We start from the raw sequence: 15,117 nt of genomic DNA on the forward strand, positions 1-15,117 counted from the left end.
CTGATTTTCTTAAAAAAGACAATACTTTCTTTAGAAACTTTTAGGGATATGTTATAATAAACAAGAGGTGGAATCATGCAGGTAAAGCCAAAACAGACGGTGGCGAACAACAAGCTGCTGCTGTTATACCTTTTGGGGAAAAGTGATATTGCTCTTTCGGAGCTGCAAATTGTGCGCATCATGGGCGAGCTTTCGTTCATGACTTATTTTGATTTGAAGGAATGCCTCTTCGAGCTTTCCGAGAGCGCCCACATCTATTCCAAAGCTACGCCGCAAAGCGTGCTTTACGGCATTACCGAAAAGGGCGCGAACATGCTTGACGTGCTCCAGGGCGACCTGCGCCAGTCCTTCCGTACCTCTATCGACGATTATTTAAAGGAACACGCTACCGAGCTCAAGATGGAATCCCAGCTTGTGGGCGAGCTCATCAAGCTGTCGGACGGGGAATACCGCGTGATCTTAAAGGTGTTGGAGGACGGCCGCACCATATTTGAGCTGAGCTGCATCGTTTACTCTAAGGAAGAAGCGCAGCGCATGATCCAAAACTGGCGCGCAAACGCGGTCTCGCTCTATAAGGAAGTCATTACGCGTCTTGGCTGAGCAACGCCAATACACAGGATGCAAGGTAAAAGGAGCCGCATACCACAAGTATGCCTCCTTTTTGTTTTGCAAGGGCACGCGCCCCCAAAAAAGCGGCCCGCGGGTCTTCGACGGCCTGTGCGCACGGAAAATACGGCTGCAGCTCATGGGCGGGCAGCCCTCTTTTTTTGTCCGCGCAGGTACAGACGACGCGGTCGGCAAAGGTTGCAATTTCGCGCGTGATTGCCATGATGTCCTTGTCGCGCATGACCGCGGCCAAAACGGTGGTGTCCCTGCCTGCAAAATACCTGTGCAGCGTACGCGACAGCTCGCGCAGGGCCGCCGGGTTATGCGCCCCGTCGATCACGATGTCCCCGCACACCTGCGCGCGCGCCGCTATGAGCGTTTCTTTGAGCCCTTCCCTGATCTCGCCTTCCGGGATGCCGAGCTCTACCGCCGCAATCAGCGCCACACAAGCGTTTTGCACCTGCATGGGCGACGCGGCATGGATAAAGAGGTCGCGGTAACGCTTGCCCTCATAGGTAAAATCAAACGCCTGTCCCCCTACCCCGCTTTGGTGTACGTGTATCCCGCCTGCATCGAGCACGATGAGCCGTGCGTTTTGCCGCGCGCACGCCGCACGGATGACACGCATGGCCTCCTCTTCCTGCGGATGGGAGACCACGACGGAATCCGGCTTGATGATGCCGCATTTTTCCCGCGCGATCTTTGTGAGCGTGTCTCCCAGCAAGGCCATATGGTCGTAGCTGATGGGTGTTAATACCTGCATCTTCGACGGGACGATATTGGTCGGGTCGAGCCGTCCGCCCAGCCCCGTTTCGATCACGGCATATTCGACATGGTTGTCCCTAAACCACAAAAGGGCTGCGTTCGTCCAAACGGAAAAGAGGTGAGCATCCTTTTCACCTCTTGCCTTTTCCATATATTCTTCATATTGCTGTTTTGGGATGTCCTGTCCGCCGATGCGCATGCGCTCGCACGGCGAGATGATATGCGGCGATGTGAACAGCCCGCACGTATGCCCTTGCGACAATATCCCGGCAATATACTGCGCTGTGGAACCCTTGGCGTTCGTCCCCGCAAGGTGCACATATTGCATTTACTTCATCCCCTCGAGGAACGCAAGCCGTTCGCCCAGCTTGGAGCGCATCTCAAGGTAAGTATTAAGCTTGTCGCGTTCTTCTTCCACTACATGCGCGGGCGCTTTTTCCGTAAAGCCCTTGTTGTTGAGCTTTCCCTGCGCGCGCTTGATCTCGCCTTCGTTTTTGTCCGCTTCCTTTTTGAGGCGCTCGATCTCCTTTTGCACGTCGATCAGCTCCGACAAAGGCATGAATGCCTCGCCCACCGCGCACACCGCCGACACGCTGTTTTGCGGGATCCGGGCCTTGTCGCCCACCACCTCCACTTCGCTCGCGTAAGCCAGCTTTTTCAGGTATTCCCTGCACGCCTCGATCGCGCCGGCGTGTTTGGAAACGATGGTCAGCTTCACATGCACGCTCGGCGGCACGTTCATTTCCGCACGGACGTTGCGGATGGAGCGGATCATATCCATCACGCCGTCCATCATCTCTGCCTGGGCCTTGCCTCCTTCGTATTCCACCGCCGGCCATGCGCTGAGCATGATCGTTTCGTCCGCGCCCGGCAGGCTCGTGTATATTTCCTCCGTGATAAACGGCATGAACGGATGCAGCAGCTTGAGCGTATTTTTGAGCACATACACAAGCACGCTCACCGTTGCCGCTTTCACGTCCTCGTCCTCGCCGTAAAGCCGTGGTTTTGCCATTTCGATATACCAATCGCACAGCTCGTTCCAGGCAAAATCGTATATCTTCTGCGCCGCCAGGCCGAGGTCATATTTATCCATGCTGTCCGTACATTCGCGGATCGCGCCGTTCAGCTTGCCCAATATCCACTGGTCGGCGATATCGAGCTTGGCTTCGTCGATGGGCGAAACCCCGCCCTCCAGGTTCATCATCACAAAACGCGACGCGTTCCATACCTTGTTTGCGAAGTTGCGCGCCGCCTCCACCTTTTCCCAGTAAAAACGCATGTCGTTGCCCGGGCTTACGCCCATCGCAAGCGAAAAGCGCAGCGCGTCCGCACCGTATTTGTCGATCACCTCGAGCGGGTCGATGCCGTTGTTTAGGGATTTGGACATCTTGCGCCCTTCGCTGTCGCGCACGATGCCGTGGATATCCACCGTCGAAAACGGGATATCGCCCATGACCTCCAGCCCGAACATGATCATGCGGGCCACCCAGAAAAAGATGATGTCGTAGCCCGTTACAAGCACGTCCGTCGGATAAAAATATTTGAGCTCCGGCGTTTCGTCCGGCCAGCCGAGCGTGGAAAAAGGCCACAGCCCGGACGAGAACCATGTATCGAGCACGTCCTCTTCCTGCGTGAACACCGTATTGCCGCAATCCGGGCAGGCGGCAGGCATATCTGTCGCTACGACCAGCTTGCCGCACGCGCCGCAGGTATAGGCGGGTATCCTGTGCCCCCACCACAGCTGGCGCGAAATACACCAGTCGCGGATGTTGTAAAGCCAGTTGAAATAGATCTTGGAGAAGCGCTCGGGCACGAATTTGATGCGCCCGTCCTCCACCGCTTTGATGGCGGGCTGCGCCAGCCCCTTCATTTTGACGAACCATTGCTTGGAGATGATCGGTTCGATCACCGTGTGGCAGCGGTAGCAGTGCCCGACGTTGTGCGTATAATCCTCGATCTTTTCCATCGCACCGATATCCTGCAGATCCGCGACGATCTGTTTGCGCGCTTCGTCGCGGCCCAGCCCCGCATATTTGCCCGCGTTATCCGCCATCGTGCCGTCGTCGTTCATCACACGCACGATGGGCAAGCCGTGGCGCACGCCTACCTCGTAGTCGTTCGGGTCGTGCGCAGGCGTGATCTTCACCGCCCCCGTACCAAATTCCATATCCACATATTCGTCCGCCACCACAGGAATGGGTTTATCGAGCAGCGGCAGGATCACATTTTGGCCGATCAGGTGCTTATAACGCGCATCCTCCGGGTTTACGGCCACCGCCGTATCGCCGAGCATCGTTTCCGGCCGCGTGGTCGCGACCACGATACCCTCGCCGCCATCCTGCGCGCGGTAACGCATATACCAGAGGTGCGAAGCCTGCTCCTCGTATTCCACCTCCGCATCGGAAAGCGCGGTCATGCAGTCCGGGCACCAGTTGATGATGCGGCTGCCCTGGTAAATCAGCCCTTTTTCGTACAGGCGCACGAACACCTCGCGCACAGCGCGGCTGCATCCTTCGTCCATCGTAAAGCGTTCGCGCTCCCAGTCGAGCGACGAACCGAGTTTTTTCAGTTGCTCTACGATACGCCCGCCGTATTTTGCTTTCCATTCCCACGCGCGTTCCAAGAACCCCTCGCGCCCAAGGTCTTCCTTTGCAAGCCCCTCTGCGCGCAGCGCGTCCACGATCTTGACCTCCGTCGCGATGCTCGCGTGGTCCGTCCCCGGCATCCACAGCGCGGAATAGCCCTGCATCCGCTTGGTACGGATGATCGCGTCCTGTATCATATTATCGAGCGCGTGGCCCATATGCAGCTGCCCCGTGATGTTGGGCGGCGGGATCACGATGGCAAAGGGCTTTTTTTCCGGGTCGACGGCCGCGTGGAAATACCCTTTTTCCATCCACCTCTCGTATAATTTCGTTTCCGTTTGTTTTGGGTCGTACGTCGTGCTCAATTCTTTTTGCATCGTCTTTCCTCCAAAAAATGATTAGATGAAAACAAGCAGGAATCCGGCGATCGCGCATCCCAGCCCGATAAATTTCCATACCACGTCCGCATGCTCATACGAAAACGCTCCGGCGATCCGCCCCGCGGCAAAGGTGATCACCGCGCCGACAGCCAGCAGTACCAGCGCAAAGACCTGCAGGGACGTAATGTTCATAAAAAAGTTCATTTGTTCTACCGTTTCATTCAAAAATTCGTTGCCGGTATATTATAGCATAAATGCAATATAAAATGAATGGTTTTCCGCCAGGGGCCGCCCGCCCATTTTCTGTAAAATTTTTGTGTAACGATGTTTTCGGGACAAATTTAGGTTATAATAAAAAAAAGGCATATCCGCGAGGTTATCATATGGGTGAAAATAAGTACAAGCATCTGGTCAACAGGGATTTAAGCTGGCTGAAATTCAACGAGCGCGTTTTGGAGGAGGCGGAGGACAAGGGCAATCCCCTTTTCGAGCGGCTCAATTTTGTTTCCATCTACCAGAGCAACCTGTCGGAATTTTTGATGGTACGCGTGGGCGGCCTGCACGACCGCCTTCTTTTGAAGAAGGATTCCATCGACGAGATGTCCGGCATGACGACGGGCGAACAGCTGCGCGCGATCCACAAGGAGATACGCCGCCTGTCCCCGCGTAAGAACCGCGCGCTGATCCAGATTTTAAACGAGCTGGAAAATTACGGTATCTTCTATAAGACGGGCAAGCACCTGACCAAATACGAGGAACGCTTTTTGCAGCGCTATTTCGAGCGCAACGTCCTGCCGCTCCTGTCCCCGCATATCATCGACAAACACCACCCGTTCCCCTTTTTGCAGAACAATACGGTACACATTGCCGTGCTCTTAAAATCGAAGGAAGGGACGCAGCTTGGCATCATCCCGGCGAGCGGCTACTTTGAACGCCTGCTCCTCATGCCCAGCAAATATATCAAATTTACGCTGATCGAAGACCTGATCTTCCACTTTGCGGCCAGGGTCTTCCCCAAACACAAGATCGTCGCCAGGAGTATCTTTACCATTACGCGCAATGCGGACATCGACGCGGACGAAGCGTTTTTCGATTATGACATGTCTTACCGCGACATCATGGAGATCATCGTCAAAAAACGCAAAAGGCTGGAACCCGTGCGCCTCGATATCTCCCGCAGCCAGAATGACGAGATCACAAGGCTGCTCACCAAAAACCTGAAGCTGTCGGACGACGAGGTCTTTTTCAACGAGACGCCCACCATCCTTTCCTTTGTCTCCGACCTCAAAGACCAGCTCACTGACGAAAAATTCGCCCCGCTTTTTTACCCGCCGCTCACGCCGCAGCCTTCCGCGCTGCTCGATCCTTCGCTGCCGCTGATGGCGCAGGTCAAAAAAAAGGACGTGCTGCTCTCCTATCCCTACCAGGATATGAAAACCTTCGTGCGCCTTTTAGACGAGGCGGCCGCCGACCCTAAGGTCATTTCCATCAAGATCACGCTGTACCGTGTAGCGCGCCATTCCAAGGTGGTGGATGCGCTCATCCGCGCGGCGGAAAACGGCAAGGAGGTCATCGCCGTGGTGGAGCTGCGCGCGCGTTTCGACGAGGAAAACAACATCGACTGGTCGCGCAGGCTGCAGGATGCGGGCGTGTCCCTCATTTACGGCATCGAAGATTATAAGGTGCATTCCAAGCTCCTGCTCATCACCCGCAAGGAAAAGAAGGGCCTGTCCTTCTTCACGCAGGTCGGCACGGGCAATTATAACGAATCCACCGCAAAGCTGTACACCGACCTTTCCCTGTTTACCGCCAACGAGGAGATCGCCATGGGCGCGCAGGATGTTTTTAAAAACCTCTGCATGGGCAGCCTGGTGGAAAATTCCGACCTGCTGATGGTGTCCCCGCTGACCTTAAAACCGGCGGTGCTGCGCGGGATCGACCGGGAGATCGCGCTGGCAAAATCCGGGGCGGAGGCCCAGCTCATTTTCAAACTCAACTCCCTAAACGACCTCGACATCATCCGCAAGCTGGTCGAGGCTTCGGACGCGGGCGTGAAGATACGCCTGCTGATCCGCGGCATCTGTTGCCTGAACGTGGAGGAAACGGGACGCACCCGCAACATACAGGTCACGAGTATCGTCGGGCGCTTTTTAGAGCATTCGCGCATCTATATGTTCGGTACGCAGGAGCGGCGCAGGATCTATATTTCTTCCGCGGATTTCATGACGCGCAACACACAGCGGCGCGTGGAAGTGGCTGTTCCCATCCTCGACGCCGCGTGCAGGCAGGAGATCGAGGAAACCATGGCATTGCAGCTTAAGGACAACGTAAAAGCGCGCCGGCAGGTCGGCAAGGGCGTTTACCGAAAGCCCGTGCCCGACCCCTGTGCGCCGCGCATCGACAGCCAGGTCGAACTTTTCAGGCGGGCATACCAGCAAGCCGGTTCTCCCCTGCCCGCATGGCTTAAGGGGCGGCAGGCGCGTTTTGACTAAGGACAGGCCGCCATCCGGGGCGGTTTTGGCAGGCCGGACGGGATACCAGCAAACGCTTGACAAATCAAGCGTTTTTGTTTATCTTATTACTTGACTTGGCAATCATTTTGGATGGGGGCTTTTTTTATGCGTAACCAACAGGTGGAAAAAATCGGGCGGCAGGTCTCGACCCTGTACCGGCAGACACAAAAATTCATCAACAGGCGGATGCAGCCTTACGGCCTCAAATATTCCGACCACGCCTTCCTGATCTATATCGCCAAAAACCCCGGCCTGAACCAGCGCCGCCTCGCACGCCTTTTGTCCATCGACGAGGCGGTTGTGACGCGCGTCCTCAAGAAGCTGGAAGAAAACGGTTTTGTGCGGCGCGAGAGGGATCCGGAGGATCTGCGTTCCTTTTGCCTGTACCTCACGGCGCGCGGCGAAGAGCTGATCCCCGCACTGCTGGAAACGTTCAACGCACTGGACAGCGTCCTCACACAGGGCTTTGACACCGCTTCGCTTATCACGCTGCGCACACAGCTTGAAAAAATGACGGACAACGCGTGCGCCGCGAATGGGGAGGAACTTTAAAACATGGAGCAAACGCTAAAAAGCAATCCGCTGGGCAGGGAAAAGATCAGCAAATTGCTTGTGAAATTTGCCGTTCCCAGTATTATCGCCATGCTGGTGAGCGCGCTTTATAACATCGTAGACCAGATCTTTATCGGCCAGAGCGTGGGCATGCTGGGCAACGCCGCGACAAACGTGGCTTTCCCGCTCACCACCATCTGCACCGCGATCGCCCTTCTGTTCGGCATCGGCGGCGCGGCCAACTTCAACCTTTCGATGGGCGCCAAAAAGGAAAAGGAAGCGACTGCCTTTGTAGGCAACGCAATTTTGATGCTCGTGCTGTGCGGAGTCGTGCTCATGGTCGTGGTGCGCCTCTTCCTCGAGCCTATGATGGTCTCGTTCGGTTCTACGCCGGACGTGCTGGAGCATGCCATGGTCTATACGGGGATCACGTCGATCGGTTTCCCGTTCCTGATCTTTGCCACAGGCGCGAGCAACCTGATCCGCGCAGACGGCAGCCCCAAATTTTCCATGATCTGCGTGCTCGTCGGCGCGGTCATTAACACGATCCTCGACCCCCTCTTTATTTTCGGATTCAACATGGGCATGGCGGGCGCGGCGCTCGCGACCATCCTCGGCCAGATCGCCTCGGCCAGCCTGGCGGCCTATTACCTGGCCTTTCGCTTCAAAACGGTCAAGCTTGGCCGCTCCATCCTGCGCGTCAAGGCAAAGCGGACGCGGATGATCATGGGGCTGGGCGCAGCCGCATGCTTTAACCAGCTCGCCATGATGGTCGTACAGATCGTTTTCAACAACGTGCTCACCTACTACGGCGCGCTTTCCGCCTACGGCAGCGAGATTCCCTTAGCCGTCGTGGGGATCATCATGAAGGTCAACATGATCTATATGTCCATTATCATCGGCATCGCGCAGGGCCTGCAGCCCATATCGAGCTTTAATTACGGCGCTAAAAACTATGGGCGCGTGCGCGAGACATACAGGAAGGCCATCACCGTAGCAACCATCATTTCCGTGGTCGCCTTCCTGGCCTTTCAGCTGTTTCCGCGCGAGATCATCAGTATCTTCGGCCCGGGCAGCGAGGCATATTTCCACTTTGCGGAGCGGTGTTTCCGTATTTTCTTGATGCTCACCTTCCTAAACGGCTTGCAGCCCGTCACCTCCAACTTCTTTTCGTCGATCGGCAAGGCGACGCGCGGCATCTGGCTCTCGCTCACACGGCAGATCATTTTCCTGCTGCCGCTGGTTTTGATCCTGCCGGCGATCCTCGGCATCGACGGCGTGATGTACGCGGGGCCTGTCGCGGACGGCATGGCGGCGCTGGTGGCGGTTCTCCTCGTCCGCCGCGAAATGAAAATCTTAAAACGGATGGAACGTGAAGCGCTCCCCGCCCCATCCTAAATGACGCATACGAAAAAGCCCCTCCTGTTACGGGAGAGGCTTTTTGATATTGTTACAGTTGTTTTTCCACGATCGCCGCCGCACACTCCACGAGCTCCGCGCATGGGCGCTTCTTATAGTATTCCGCCGTACGTTCCGCGGGATTTACTTCCTTCGGCGCTTCCGTAAGCCCCAGAAGTTCCTTGCATACGATGGAGCCGTTTTCCGCCTTGAATTGTTCCGCCAAATCGCGGATGCGCTGGTAATGCGCTTTTTTCGCTTCCTTATCCGTAGGCGAGGTGTAACCGTTTTTCATGCCCGCAACGATGAACATGCCGGTGACAGCGCCGCATACCTCGCGCAGCTGTCCCATGCCGCCGCCAAACGACGCCGCGATCTTGAGCGCGGTTTCTTTATCGAGCCCTACCTCGTCCGCATACGCGAGTACGACCGCCTGGCAGCAATTGTACCCTTCCTTGAAATGTGCCTGCGCCTGTTTTGATTTTTCGCTCACTTTTCTTCCCCCTTCTGATAAGCGGCCACCACATCCGCCGCCTCGTCAAGCCATTCTCCCTCGATCCCGCCGATCGTCCCTGCGTCCGCCGCCTGTGCGATGCGCGGGTCGATGGGGATCCGTCCCAGTACGGGAATGCCGTATTTCTTTGCCGTTTCGTCGATGTGGCTTTCGCCGAACACCGAAATCCGCTTGCCGCAGTCAGGGCACGCAAGGTAACTCATATTCTCAACCAGCCCGACGATCGGGATATTCATCATGTTCGCCATCTGTACCGCCTTGCCCACGATCATGGACACCAGCTCCTGCGGCGAGGTCACCACGAGGATACCGTCCACCGGCAGCGACTGGAACACCGTAAGCGGTACGTCTCCCGTTCCCGGCGGCATATCCACAAATAGGCAGTCAACGTCAGTCCATACCGTATCCGTCCAGAACTGCTTGACCGTTGCGCCGATGACCGGGCCGCGCCATACAACGGGCGTGCTTTCGTCCGGCAGCAGCAGGTTAACGGACATGATCTGTATGCCCTCCTTGGTATAGACCGGAAAGATCGTCTCTCCCGCGCCTGTCGCCTTTTCCGTTACGCCGAACATCTTGGGGATGGACGGCCCTGTGATATCCGCGTCTAAAATCGCCGTTACAAGCCCTTTGCGGCGCAGCTTGACCGCCATCATGGATGTGACCAGCGACTTGCCGACGCCCCCCTTGCCGCTCACGACGCCGATCACCTTTTTGACCGTGCTCAGCTCATGCGGCCGTTCGATGAAATCCTTGGGATCCGCTTGCCTCGAAGAGCAGCTTTCCCCACAGCTACCACAGTCATGCGTACAATTTTCACTCATTTTGCATCTTCTTCTTTCTTTAAAATATCTGAACCATTACTGGCCTTTGTGCGTTTTGATCAGATCCGATTCGCGGATCTCCTTGTTCAGGAAGTAAGAGATCACCGTACGGATCGCCACGATTGCCGCCAGTCGAACGATATCTTCCAGCGTCGGCTTTACGATCGTGTCGATGATATCGGCAACGATCAATATCTCAAGGCTCAAAAGGATGTAGCCGCCCAGGCTGTTTTTTGTGTCCTGCAGCTTTCCGAGGCGCTCGGCCCTGTCCCTGCTGCGTACGTGTGCAAGCAAAAAATCCTTCACGCTTAAGATCACACCCCATACCAATATGATGATGGATATGAGGTTCAAGCATGTCGTTACGACGTCGAGTACCGGTGAAAGCGCTGCCATAGCCGTTTTTCTCCTTACGTTTGATTTTACTCCCCCGCATGCCTATAAACAAAAAAACGCAACTGAAAACGCTGCGTCATTTTTTGCAGTTTCCCTATTTCCGCGGCACGTTCTTGCGCGGGTCGCGCAGATATTCTTTGAAGCGCACCTTGAAAATGATGAAATACCCGACCACGCAGGCAAGGACATATATGATGCTGATGATGCCCCAGATGGACGAAATCCCCTGGTTTGCCGTATATTCGAGCACCGACAGTACCAACAGCGGCACGCCCGTGACCCAACAGAACTTGCGCAGCAGTTTGGCGTGCGGCTCTTTCATTTCTGCGGGATAGTCGTTCTCATATACCTTACCGCTACCTTTGATCGCATAATAAAGCAGATACACCGCGATAAAGATATTGAACAATATCATAAAACTAAAAGCGCCTTCCATTTACAACCGTTCCCCCTAAATCTTGTTTATTTTTACGCCGTCAGGCGTATCCTTTAATTCATAGCCAAGAGCCGTTAGCTCGTCGCGCAGGCGGTCTGCCTCCGCCCAGTTTTTCTGCGCGCGCGCCGCCTGGCGTTTTTCCGCCAGTTCCGCGATCTCCCGCGGGATCTCTTCCTGTGTTTCCGGCTCGATGCCGAGCACGTTAAGCAGCGTATCCAGCGCCTTGAGCGCCGCCTGTGCGTCCTCTGCGCGCCCGCCGTTTCCAAAGAGCATATTCAGCTGCCTGACGTATTCAAAGATATCGCCGATCGCGTCCGCCGTATTGAGGTCGTCGTCCATCGCCGCATTGAATTTTTCCGTTACGGTATCGACCGCCTGTTTCACGTCCACCGCAATATCTTTGGGATTGGCGATGATGAAGGCGAGGTTTGCGCGGCAGTTTAAAATGCGGTCGTAAGCGGCCTCCGCCTGCTTTAACAGTTCGCGCGAGAAATTGATCGGGTTTGCATAGTGTGCGCTCAGCATAAAAAGCCGTACCGCATTGCCGCGGAATTCCTTTAAGATATCGCGCACCGTAAAGAAATTGCCCGCCGATTTGGACATTTTCTTGTTGTCGATATTGATGTAGCCGTTGTGCATCCAGTAGTTGGCGAACGGTTTTCCCGTCGCCGCTTCGCTCTGTGCGATCTCGTTTTCGTGGTGCGGGAATTTGAGGTCCTGTCCGCCGCCGTGGATGTCGAGGGTCTCGCCCAGATATTTCATGCTCATGGCGGAACACTCGATGTGCCAGCCCGGACGCCCCTTGCCCCACGGGCTGTCCCAGGCGATTTCGCCTTCCTTTTGCGCCTTCCACAGCGCAAAATCCATCGGGTTTTTCTTATTTTCGTTGATGTCGATACGAGCGCCGAGCTCCAGCTCCGATAAATCCTGCCCGGAAAGCTTGCCGTAACCGGGAAAGCTCTGCGTATCAAAATAGACGTCGCCGCAAAGCTCATAGGCGTGGCCGGCGTCAATCAGCTTTTTTACCAGCGCGATGATATCGCCGATGTGCTCCGTCGCTTTGGGGTGTACGGTCGCAGGGCGGATATTGAGCGCCTTTGCGTCCTTGAAATATTCTTTGATGAAGCGCTCGCCGAGCTCACCGACCGTGATGCCCTCTTCCGCCGCCACGCGGATCATCTTGTCGTCCACGTCCGTAAAGTTCTGTACAAAGTTCACCTTGTAGCCGCGGTATTCGAGGTAGCGGCGCAGGGTATCGAATATAATAAAAGGGCGCGCATTGCCGATATGGAAATAGTTATATACGGTCGGCCCGCACGCATAAATGTTAAACTGCCCCGGCAAAAGCGGATTTAACTCTTCTTTCTTGCCTGTCATTGAGTTGAAGATTTTCAAGCTGGTTTCACCTTTTTCCTTTTTACGATCCATTCCATTATAATATATCCGCCCGCAAGTATCAACAGAATAAAGCAAATTTCATCGCATGCAAAAACCCCGGAGGTATGCGGCCGGGGTTTTGTGCGGGTTGTTATGAACATCCCAAAATAGGGGAGGTAGCTTAAGTTAATAGCACATGATCGTCTTACCCTCTTTGATCAGCGCGTCAAATGCGTCGCTCAAGGCACGGTAGCGCTCAAAAAGCCTTCGCGCCTTTTTTTCGCCGGCGTACACTTTCCACGGCCCGGCAAGCTTGTAATTTTTGCCGCCATGCCGGATAAAGCCGAGCACATCGCTTAGCGGATAACCTAGGAACAGGCCAATTTCATGAGGGAAATCCCCACATTCCCGCACGCGCTGCGCAAGGCGCTCCAGCATCGCATGAAAGGAAGTTTCCTTATAGCCACAGCCAAAGAGGTAAGCGCGTACATTGGGCTTGCGCAGTATCTTCCGTAAGAGCTTTTCATGATAGATAAGCACCAGTTTGCGGTCTTCACAGTCACATAATCCATAGAAATATACGCCCCGCTTGCGCATGCCCCGCGTGTACCAATAGAGCCATTTTTCCGCGTCTACCTTATTCTTTTTCAGCGACACAAGGCTTGCAGGCTTTTTTCCTGCGATCGTCGGCGCGCAGTGCCGTGCCAATATCTTTTCAAAGTCTCTGTGCGTACCCATCCTCTTGTCCCCGTTTATTTAATTAGCTTTCGCTAACTCGTTTTTAAAAAAGAAAGGGAGGAACCTTTCTCCCGTTGGTTAGCTTTTGCTAACTAGCTACATGATACACAAATTTTAAAAAGCTGTCAAGACTAATTTTCATTTTTTTCATCGAGCTCCATCCACTTTTCAAGCTGCGCCTCATATTGGGCCTTGACCTCTTCCAGCTGTGCGCAATTTTGGTTGAGCAGCGCGTAATCCGTCGGGTTTTCGCCTATTTCCCTTTTCAGGCGTTCCTCTTCCGCCTCCAGCCTCTTAAGTTCCTGTTCCACGGCGGAAAGCTCCTGCCTGCGCTTTGCCTCCTGCGCGCGGCGCTGCTTGGGGTTCATGGCCGTTTCTTCCTTGGGGTTTGGGCGCGTTTGCGCCTTAACGGCGCTCTTTGCTGCCGCCATCCCCTCTTTGGCGCCCTGGTATTCGTCGAACGTTCCTTCAAAGGCGCTTACACCGCCGTCCGCGATCTCGTACACCTTGCCCGCCAGCGCATTGATGAAGTACCTGTCGTGCGACACGAAGAGCAGCGTTCCCTTATAATCTTTGAGCGCCTGCTCCAGCGCTTCGCGCGCGGGCAGGTCGAGGTGGTTGGTCGGTTCGTCCAAAAACAGCACGTTGTAGTCCCCGCACATGAGCAGCGCCAGGCCCACCTTGGCGCGTTCGCCGCCCGATAAGTCCCCCACGCGTTTGAATACGTTCTCCCCCGTGATGAGCACGCGCCCGAGCATGGAGCGCGCACCGTATTCGAGCAGCGCGGGAAAGGCGTCCCATACCTCGCTCAGTACCGTCTTGGACGACGTCATATTCTTGTTTTCCTGGTCGTAATAGCCAACCGACGTATTTTTTCCAAAGGCGATGTGCCCGTCCGGCGGTTTGTCCGCATGCTCCATCAAAAGCTTGATGAGCGTGGACTTCCCCGTGCCGTTGTCGCCGATGACCGCCGCCTTTTGTCCGCGCTTGATATCCATATTGACACCGCGCGCGAGCACTTTTTCTTCCCTGCCCACAGTCAGCGTTAAATCACTGACGGTCAGCACATCGTTTGCCGGGCGCACGGTTGCCGCAAACGAAAACGACGGCGCGCTCACATGGGTACGCGGCTTTGTAATGCGCTCCAGGCTGCTTAATTTCTTGACGCGGCTTTGCGCGCTTTTTGCCGTGGAAGCGCGCGCTAAGTTACGCGCCACATAATCTTCCATATGCGCGATCTGCCGCGACTGCTTTTCGTATTCCTTGAGCCGGAAAGCGAGATATTCCGCTTTCAGTTGTTTGTACTGCGTATAATTTCCCGTGTATTCGGTGAGCTCCCCGTCCTCGACCTCCCATATCTTTTCCGCGAGCTTGTCCAGGAAATACCTGTCGTGCGATACGATGAGCACCGCGCCCTTGTAGCCGCGCAAATATTCCTCCAGCCACATCAGCGTTTTGAAATCGAGATGGTTGGTCGGTTCGTCCAAAATCAGCAGATCCGGATCCTGCAGCAGCAGCTTGGCGATCGCCAGGCGCGTCTTTTCCCCGCCGGAGAGCGTCGAGATGTCCGTATCGTATGCCTTATCTGAAAAGCCCATGCCATTCAGTATCTTTTTGATATTGACCCCGATCTGGTAACCGTCCCCGGCCTCGAACACCGCCTGCGCATGTGCGTAATCCCGCTGGAGCGCCTTGTCGTCCGGGCTCTCGTGCATCTTCTGCTCCAAACGCCGCATGTCCTCTTTGGCGGCAAGCGCCTCATGGAACACCGCGCGCATTTCCGCGATGATCGTATTTTGCTTGTTCAGGCCGCTGTTTTGTTCCAGATAGCCGATCGAAAGCCCGGATTTGTGGATCACGCTGCCTTCTTCCGGCAGGATACGCTTCACAAGGGTATTGAGAAGCGTGGTCTTTCCTGCGCCGTTCGCGCCGATCAGGCCGATCTTGTCCCCGGCGTTCAGGTTCGCCGTAATATTCTTTAATATGGTTGCGTCGCCGTATGCGACGGTCACGTCTGCAAATGATGCCAGCAT

The 15,117-nt window shown here is 55.3% G+C and carries 14 protein-coding genes; 4 read left to right on the forward strand and 10 right to left on the reverse strand.

Annotated features, from left to right (window positions below; translation table 11 throughout):
• Positions 1–75 precede the first annotated feature (75 nt).
• Positions 76–600: a DUF4364 family protein gene (locus BN6471_RS10750; protein ID WP_066648835.1), complete on the forward strand. Its 525-nt coding sequence runs from the start codon at positions 76–78 to the stop codon at positions 598–600.
• Here the strand turns inward: BN6471_RS10750 and BN6471_RS10755 are convergent.
• The 3 genes from BN6471_RS10755 to BN6471_RS10765 are packed head-to-tail and all read right to left on the reverse strand — an operon-like array spanning position 584 to position 4,540.
• Entirely contained in the window at positions 584–1,699 is a 1,116-nt protein-coding gene (locus BN6471_RS10755; protein WP_066648837.1) for a bifunctional folylpolyglutamate synthase/dihydrofolate synthase, read from the reverse strand. The two genes, BN6471_RS10750 and BN6471_RS10755, sit on opposite strands and share 17 nt — an antisense overlap.
• Positions 1,700–4,333: a valine--tRNA ligase gene (locus tag BN6471_RS10760; RefSeq protein WP_066648840.1), complete on the reverse strand. Its 2,634-nt coding sequence runs from the start codon at positions 4,331–4,333 to the stop codon at positions 1,700–1,702. It lies immediately after the preceding gene.
• Between the two features lie 21 nt (positions 4,334–4,354).
• A complete protein-coding gene (locus tag BN6471_RS10765; protein WP_162270205.1) occupies positions 4,355–4,540 on the reverse strand; it encodes a hypothetical protein in 186 nt (61 codons plus the stop codon).
• 179 nt (positions 4,541–4,719) lie between these two features.
• On the opposite strand from BN6471_RS10765, the gene ppk1 reads away from it, so the two are divergent.
• The 3 genes from ppk1 (at position 4,720) to BN6471_RS10780 (ending at position 8,799) form a co-directional block, all read left to right on the forward strand.
• On the forward strand, positions 4,720–6,828 hold the full coding sequence (gene ppk1, locus BN6471_RS10770) for a polyphosphate kinase 1 (protein WP_066650093.1): 2,109 nt from the start codon (positions 4,720–4,722) through the stop codon (positions 6,826–6,828).
• Positions 6,829–6,954: 126 nt separating this feature from the next.
• The gene (locus tag BN6471_RS10775) at positions 6,955–7,401 is read left to right on the forward strand and encodes a MarR family winged helix-turn-helix transcriptional regulator (RefSeq protein ID WP_066648843.1); all 447 of its coding nucleotides are present in this window, start codon (positions 6,955–6,957) and stop codon (positions 7,399–7,401) included.
• A gap of 3 nt (positions 7,402–7,404) precedes the next feature.
• Positions 7,405–8,799 carry an MATE family efflux transporter gene (locus BN6471_RS10780; RefSeq protein WP_066648847.1) on the forward strand — a complete coding sequence of 465 codons (1,395 nt, stop codon included), beginning with the start codon at positions 7,405–7,407 and terminating at the stop codon, positions 8,797–8,799.
• A gap of 52 nt (positions 8,800–8,851) precedes the next feature.
• On the opposite strand, the gene BN6471_RS10785 is transcribed toward BN6471_RS10780, so the two are convergent.
• From BN6471_RS10785 to BN6471_RS10815, 7 genes are all read right to left on the reverse strand, one after another.
• Complete coding sequence (locus BN6471_RS10785) at positions 8,852–9,292, reverse strand: C-GCAxxG-C-C family protein (protein ID WP_066648850.1); 441 nt, start codon at positions 9,290–9,292, stop codon at positions 8,852–8,854.
• Positions 9,289–10,137 (reverse strand): Mrp/NBP35 family ATP-binding protein, encoded by an 849-nt coding sequence (locus BN6471_RS10790; RefSeq protein WP_066648853.1) that lies wholly within the window; start codon positions 10,135–10,137, stop codon positions 9,289–9,291. The genes BN6471_RS10785 and BN6471_RS10790 overlap by 4 nt, the downstream gene beginning before the upstream one ends.
• A 36-nt stretch (positions 10,138–10,173) precedes the next feature.
• Positions 10,174–10,533, reverse strand: a complete 360-nt coding sequence (locus BN6471_RS10795) for a DUF1622 domain-containing protein (RefSeq protein WP_066648856.1) — start codon at positions 10,531–10,533, stop codon at positions 10,174–10,176.
• Between the two features lie 94 nt (positions 10,534–10,627).
• A complete protein-coding gene (locus BN6471_RS10800) occupies positions 10,628–10,969 on the reverse strand; it encodes a hypothetical protein (RefSeq protein ID WP_066648858.1) in 342 nt (113 codons plus the stop codon).
• Positions 10,970–10,984: 15 nt separating this feature from the next.
• On the reverse strand, positions 10,985–12,364 hold the full coding sequence (gene cysS / locus BN6471_RS10805) for a cysteine--tRNA ligase (RefSeq protein WP_066650094.1): 1,380 nt from the start codon (positions 12,362–12,364) through the stop codon (positions 10,985–10,987).
• Between the two features lie 168 nt (positions 12,365–12,532).
• Positions 12,533–13,084 carry a DUF3793 family protein gene (locus tag BN6471_RS10810; protein WP_066648860.1) on the reverse strand — a complete coding sequence of 184 codons (552 nt, stop codon included), beginning with the start codon at positions 13,082–13,084 and terminating at the stop codon, positions 12,533–12,535.
• 131 nt (positions 13,085–13,215) lie between these two features.
• Positions 13,216–15,117: an ABC-F family ATP-binding cassette domain-containing protein gene (locus BN6471_RS10815; RefSeq protein WP_066648863.1), complete on the reverse strand. Its 1,902-nt coding sequence runs from the start codon at positions 15,115–15,117 to the stop codon at positions 13,216–13,218.

The sequence above is a fragment of the Christensenella timonensis genome (assembly GCF_900087015.1).
Taxonomy (GTDB): domain Bacteria; phylum Bacillota; class Clostridia; order Christensenellales; family Christensenellaceae; genus Christensenella; species Christensenella timonensis.

Coding starts and splice junctions, on each gene's coding strand:
- BN6471_RS10795 (WP_066648856.1), bottom strand. CDS start 10,533: ATGGCAGCGCTTTCACCGGTACTCGACGTCGTAACGACATGCTTGAAC.
- BN6471_RS10775 (WP_066648843.1), top strand. CDS start 6,955: ATGCGTAACCAACAGGTGGAAAAAATCGGGCGGCAGGTCTCGACCCTG.
- BN6471_RS10760 (WP_066648840.1), bottom strand. CDS start 4,333: ATGCAAAAAGAATTGAGCACGACGTACGACCCAAAACAAACGGAAACG.
- BN6471_RS10750 (WP_066648835.1), top strand. CDS start 76: ATGCAGGTAAAGCCAAAACAGACGGTGGCGAACAACAAGCTGCTGCTG.
- BN6471_RS10810 (WP_066648860.1), bottom strand. CDS start 13,084: ATGGGTACGCACAGAGACTTTGAAAAGATATTGGCACGGCACTGCGCG.
- BN6471_RS10790 (WP_066648853.1), bottom strand. CDS start 10,137: ATGAGTGAAAATTGTACGCATGACTGTGGTAGCTGTGGGGAAAGCTGC.
- BN6471_RS10800 (WP_066648858.1), bottom strand. CDS start 10,969: ATGGAAGGCGCTTTTAGTTTTATGATATTGTTCAATATCTTTATCGCG.
- BN6471_RS10815 (WP_066648863.1), bottom strand. CDS start 15,117: ATGCTGGCATCATTTGCAGACGTGACCGTCGCATACGGCGACGCAACC.
- BN6471_RS10780 (WP_066648847.1), top strand. CDS start 7,405: ATGGAGCAAACGCTAAAAAGCAATCCGCTGGGCAGGGAAAAGATCAGC.
- ppk1 (WP_066650093.1), top strand. CDS start 4,720: ATGGGTGAAAATAAGTACAAGCATCTGGTCAACAGGGATTTAAGCTGG.
- BN6471_RS10765 (WP_162270205.1), bottom strand. CDS start 4,540: ATGAACTTTTTTATGAACATTACGTCCCTGCAGGTCTTTGCGCTGGTA.
- BN6471_RS10755 (WP_066648837.1), bottom strand. CDS start 1,699: ATGCAATATGTGCACCTTGCGGGGACGAACGCCAAGGGTTCCACAGCG.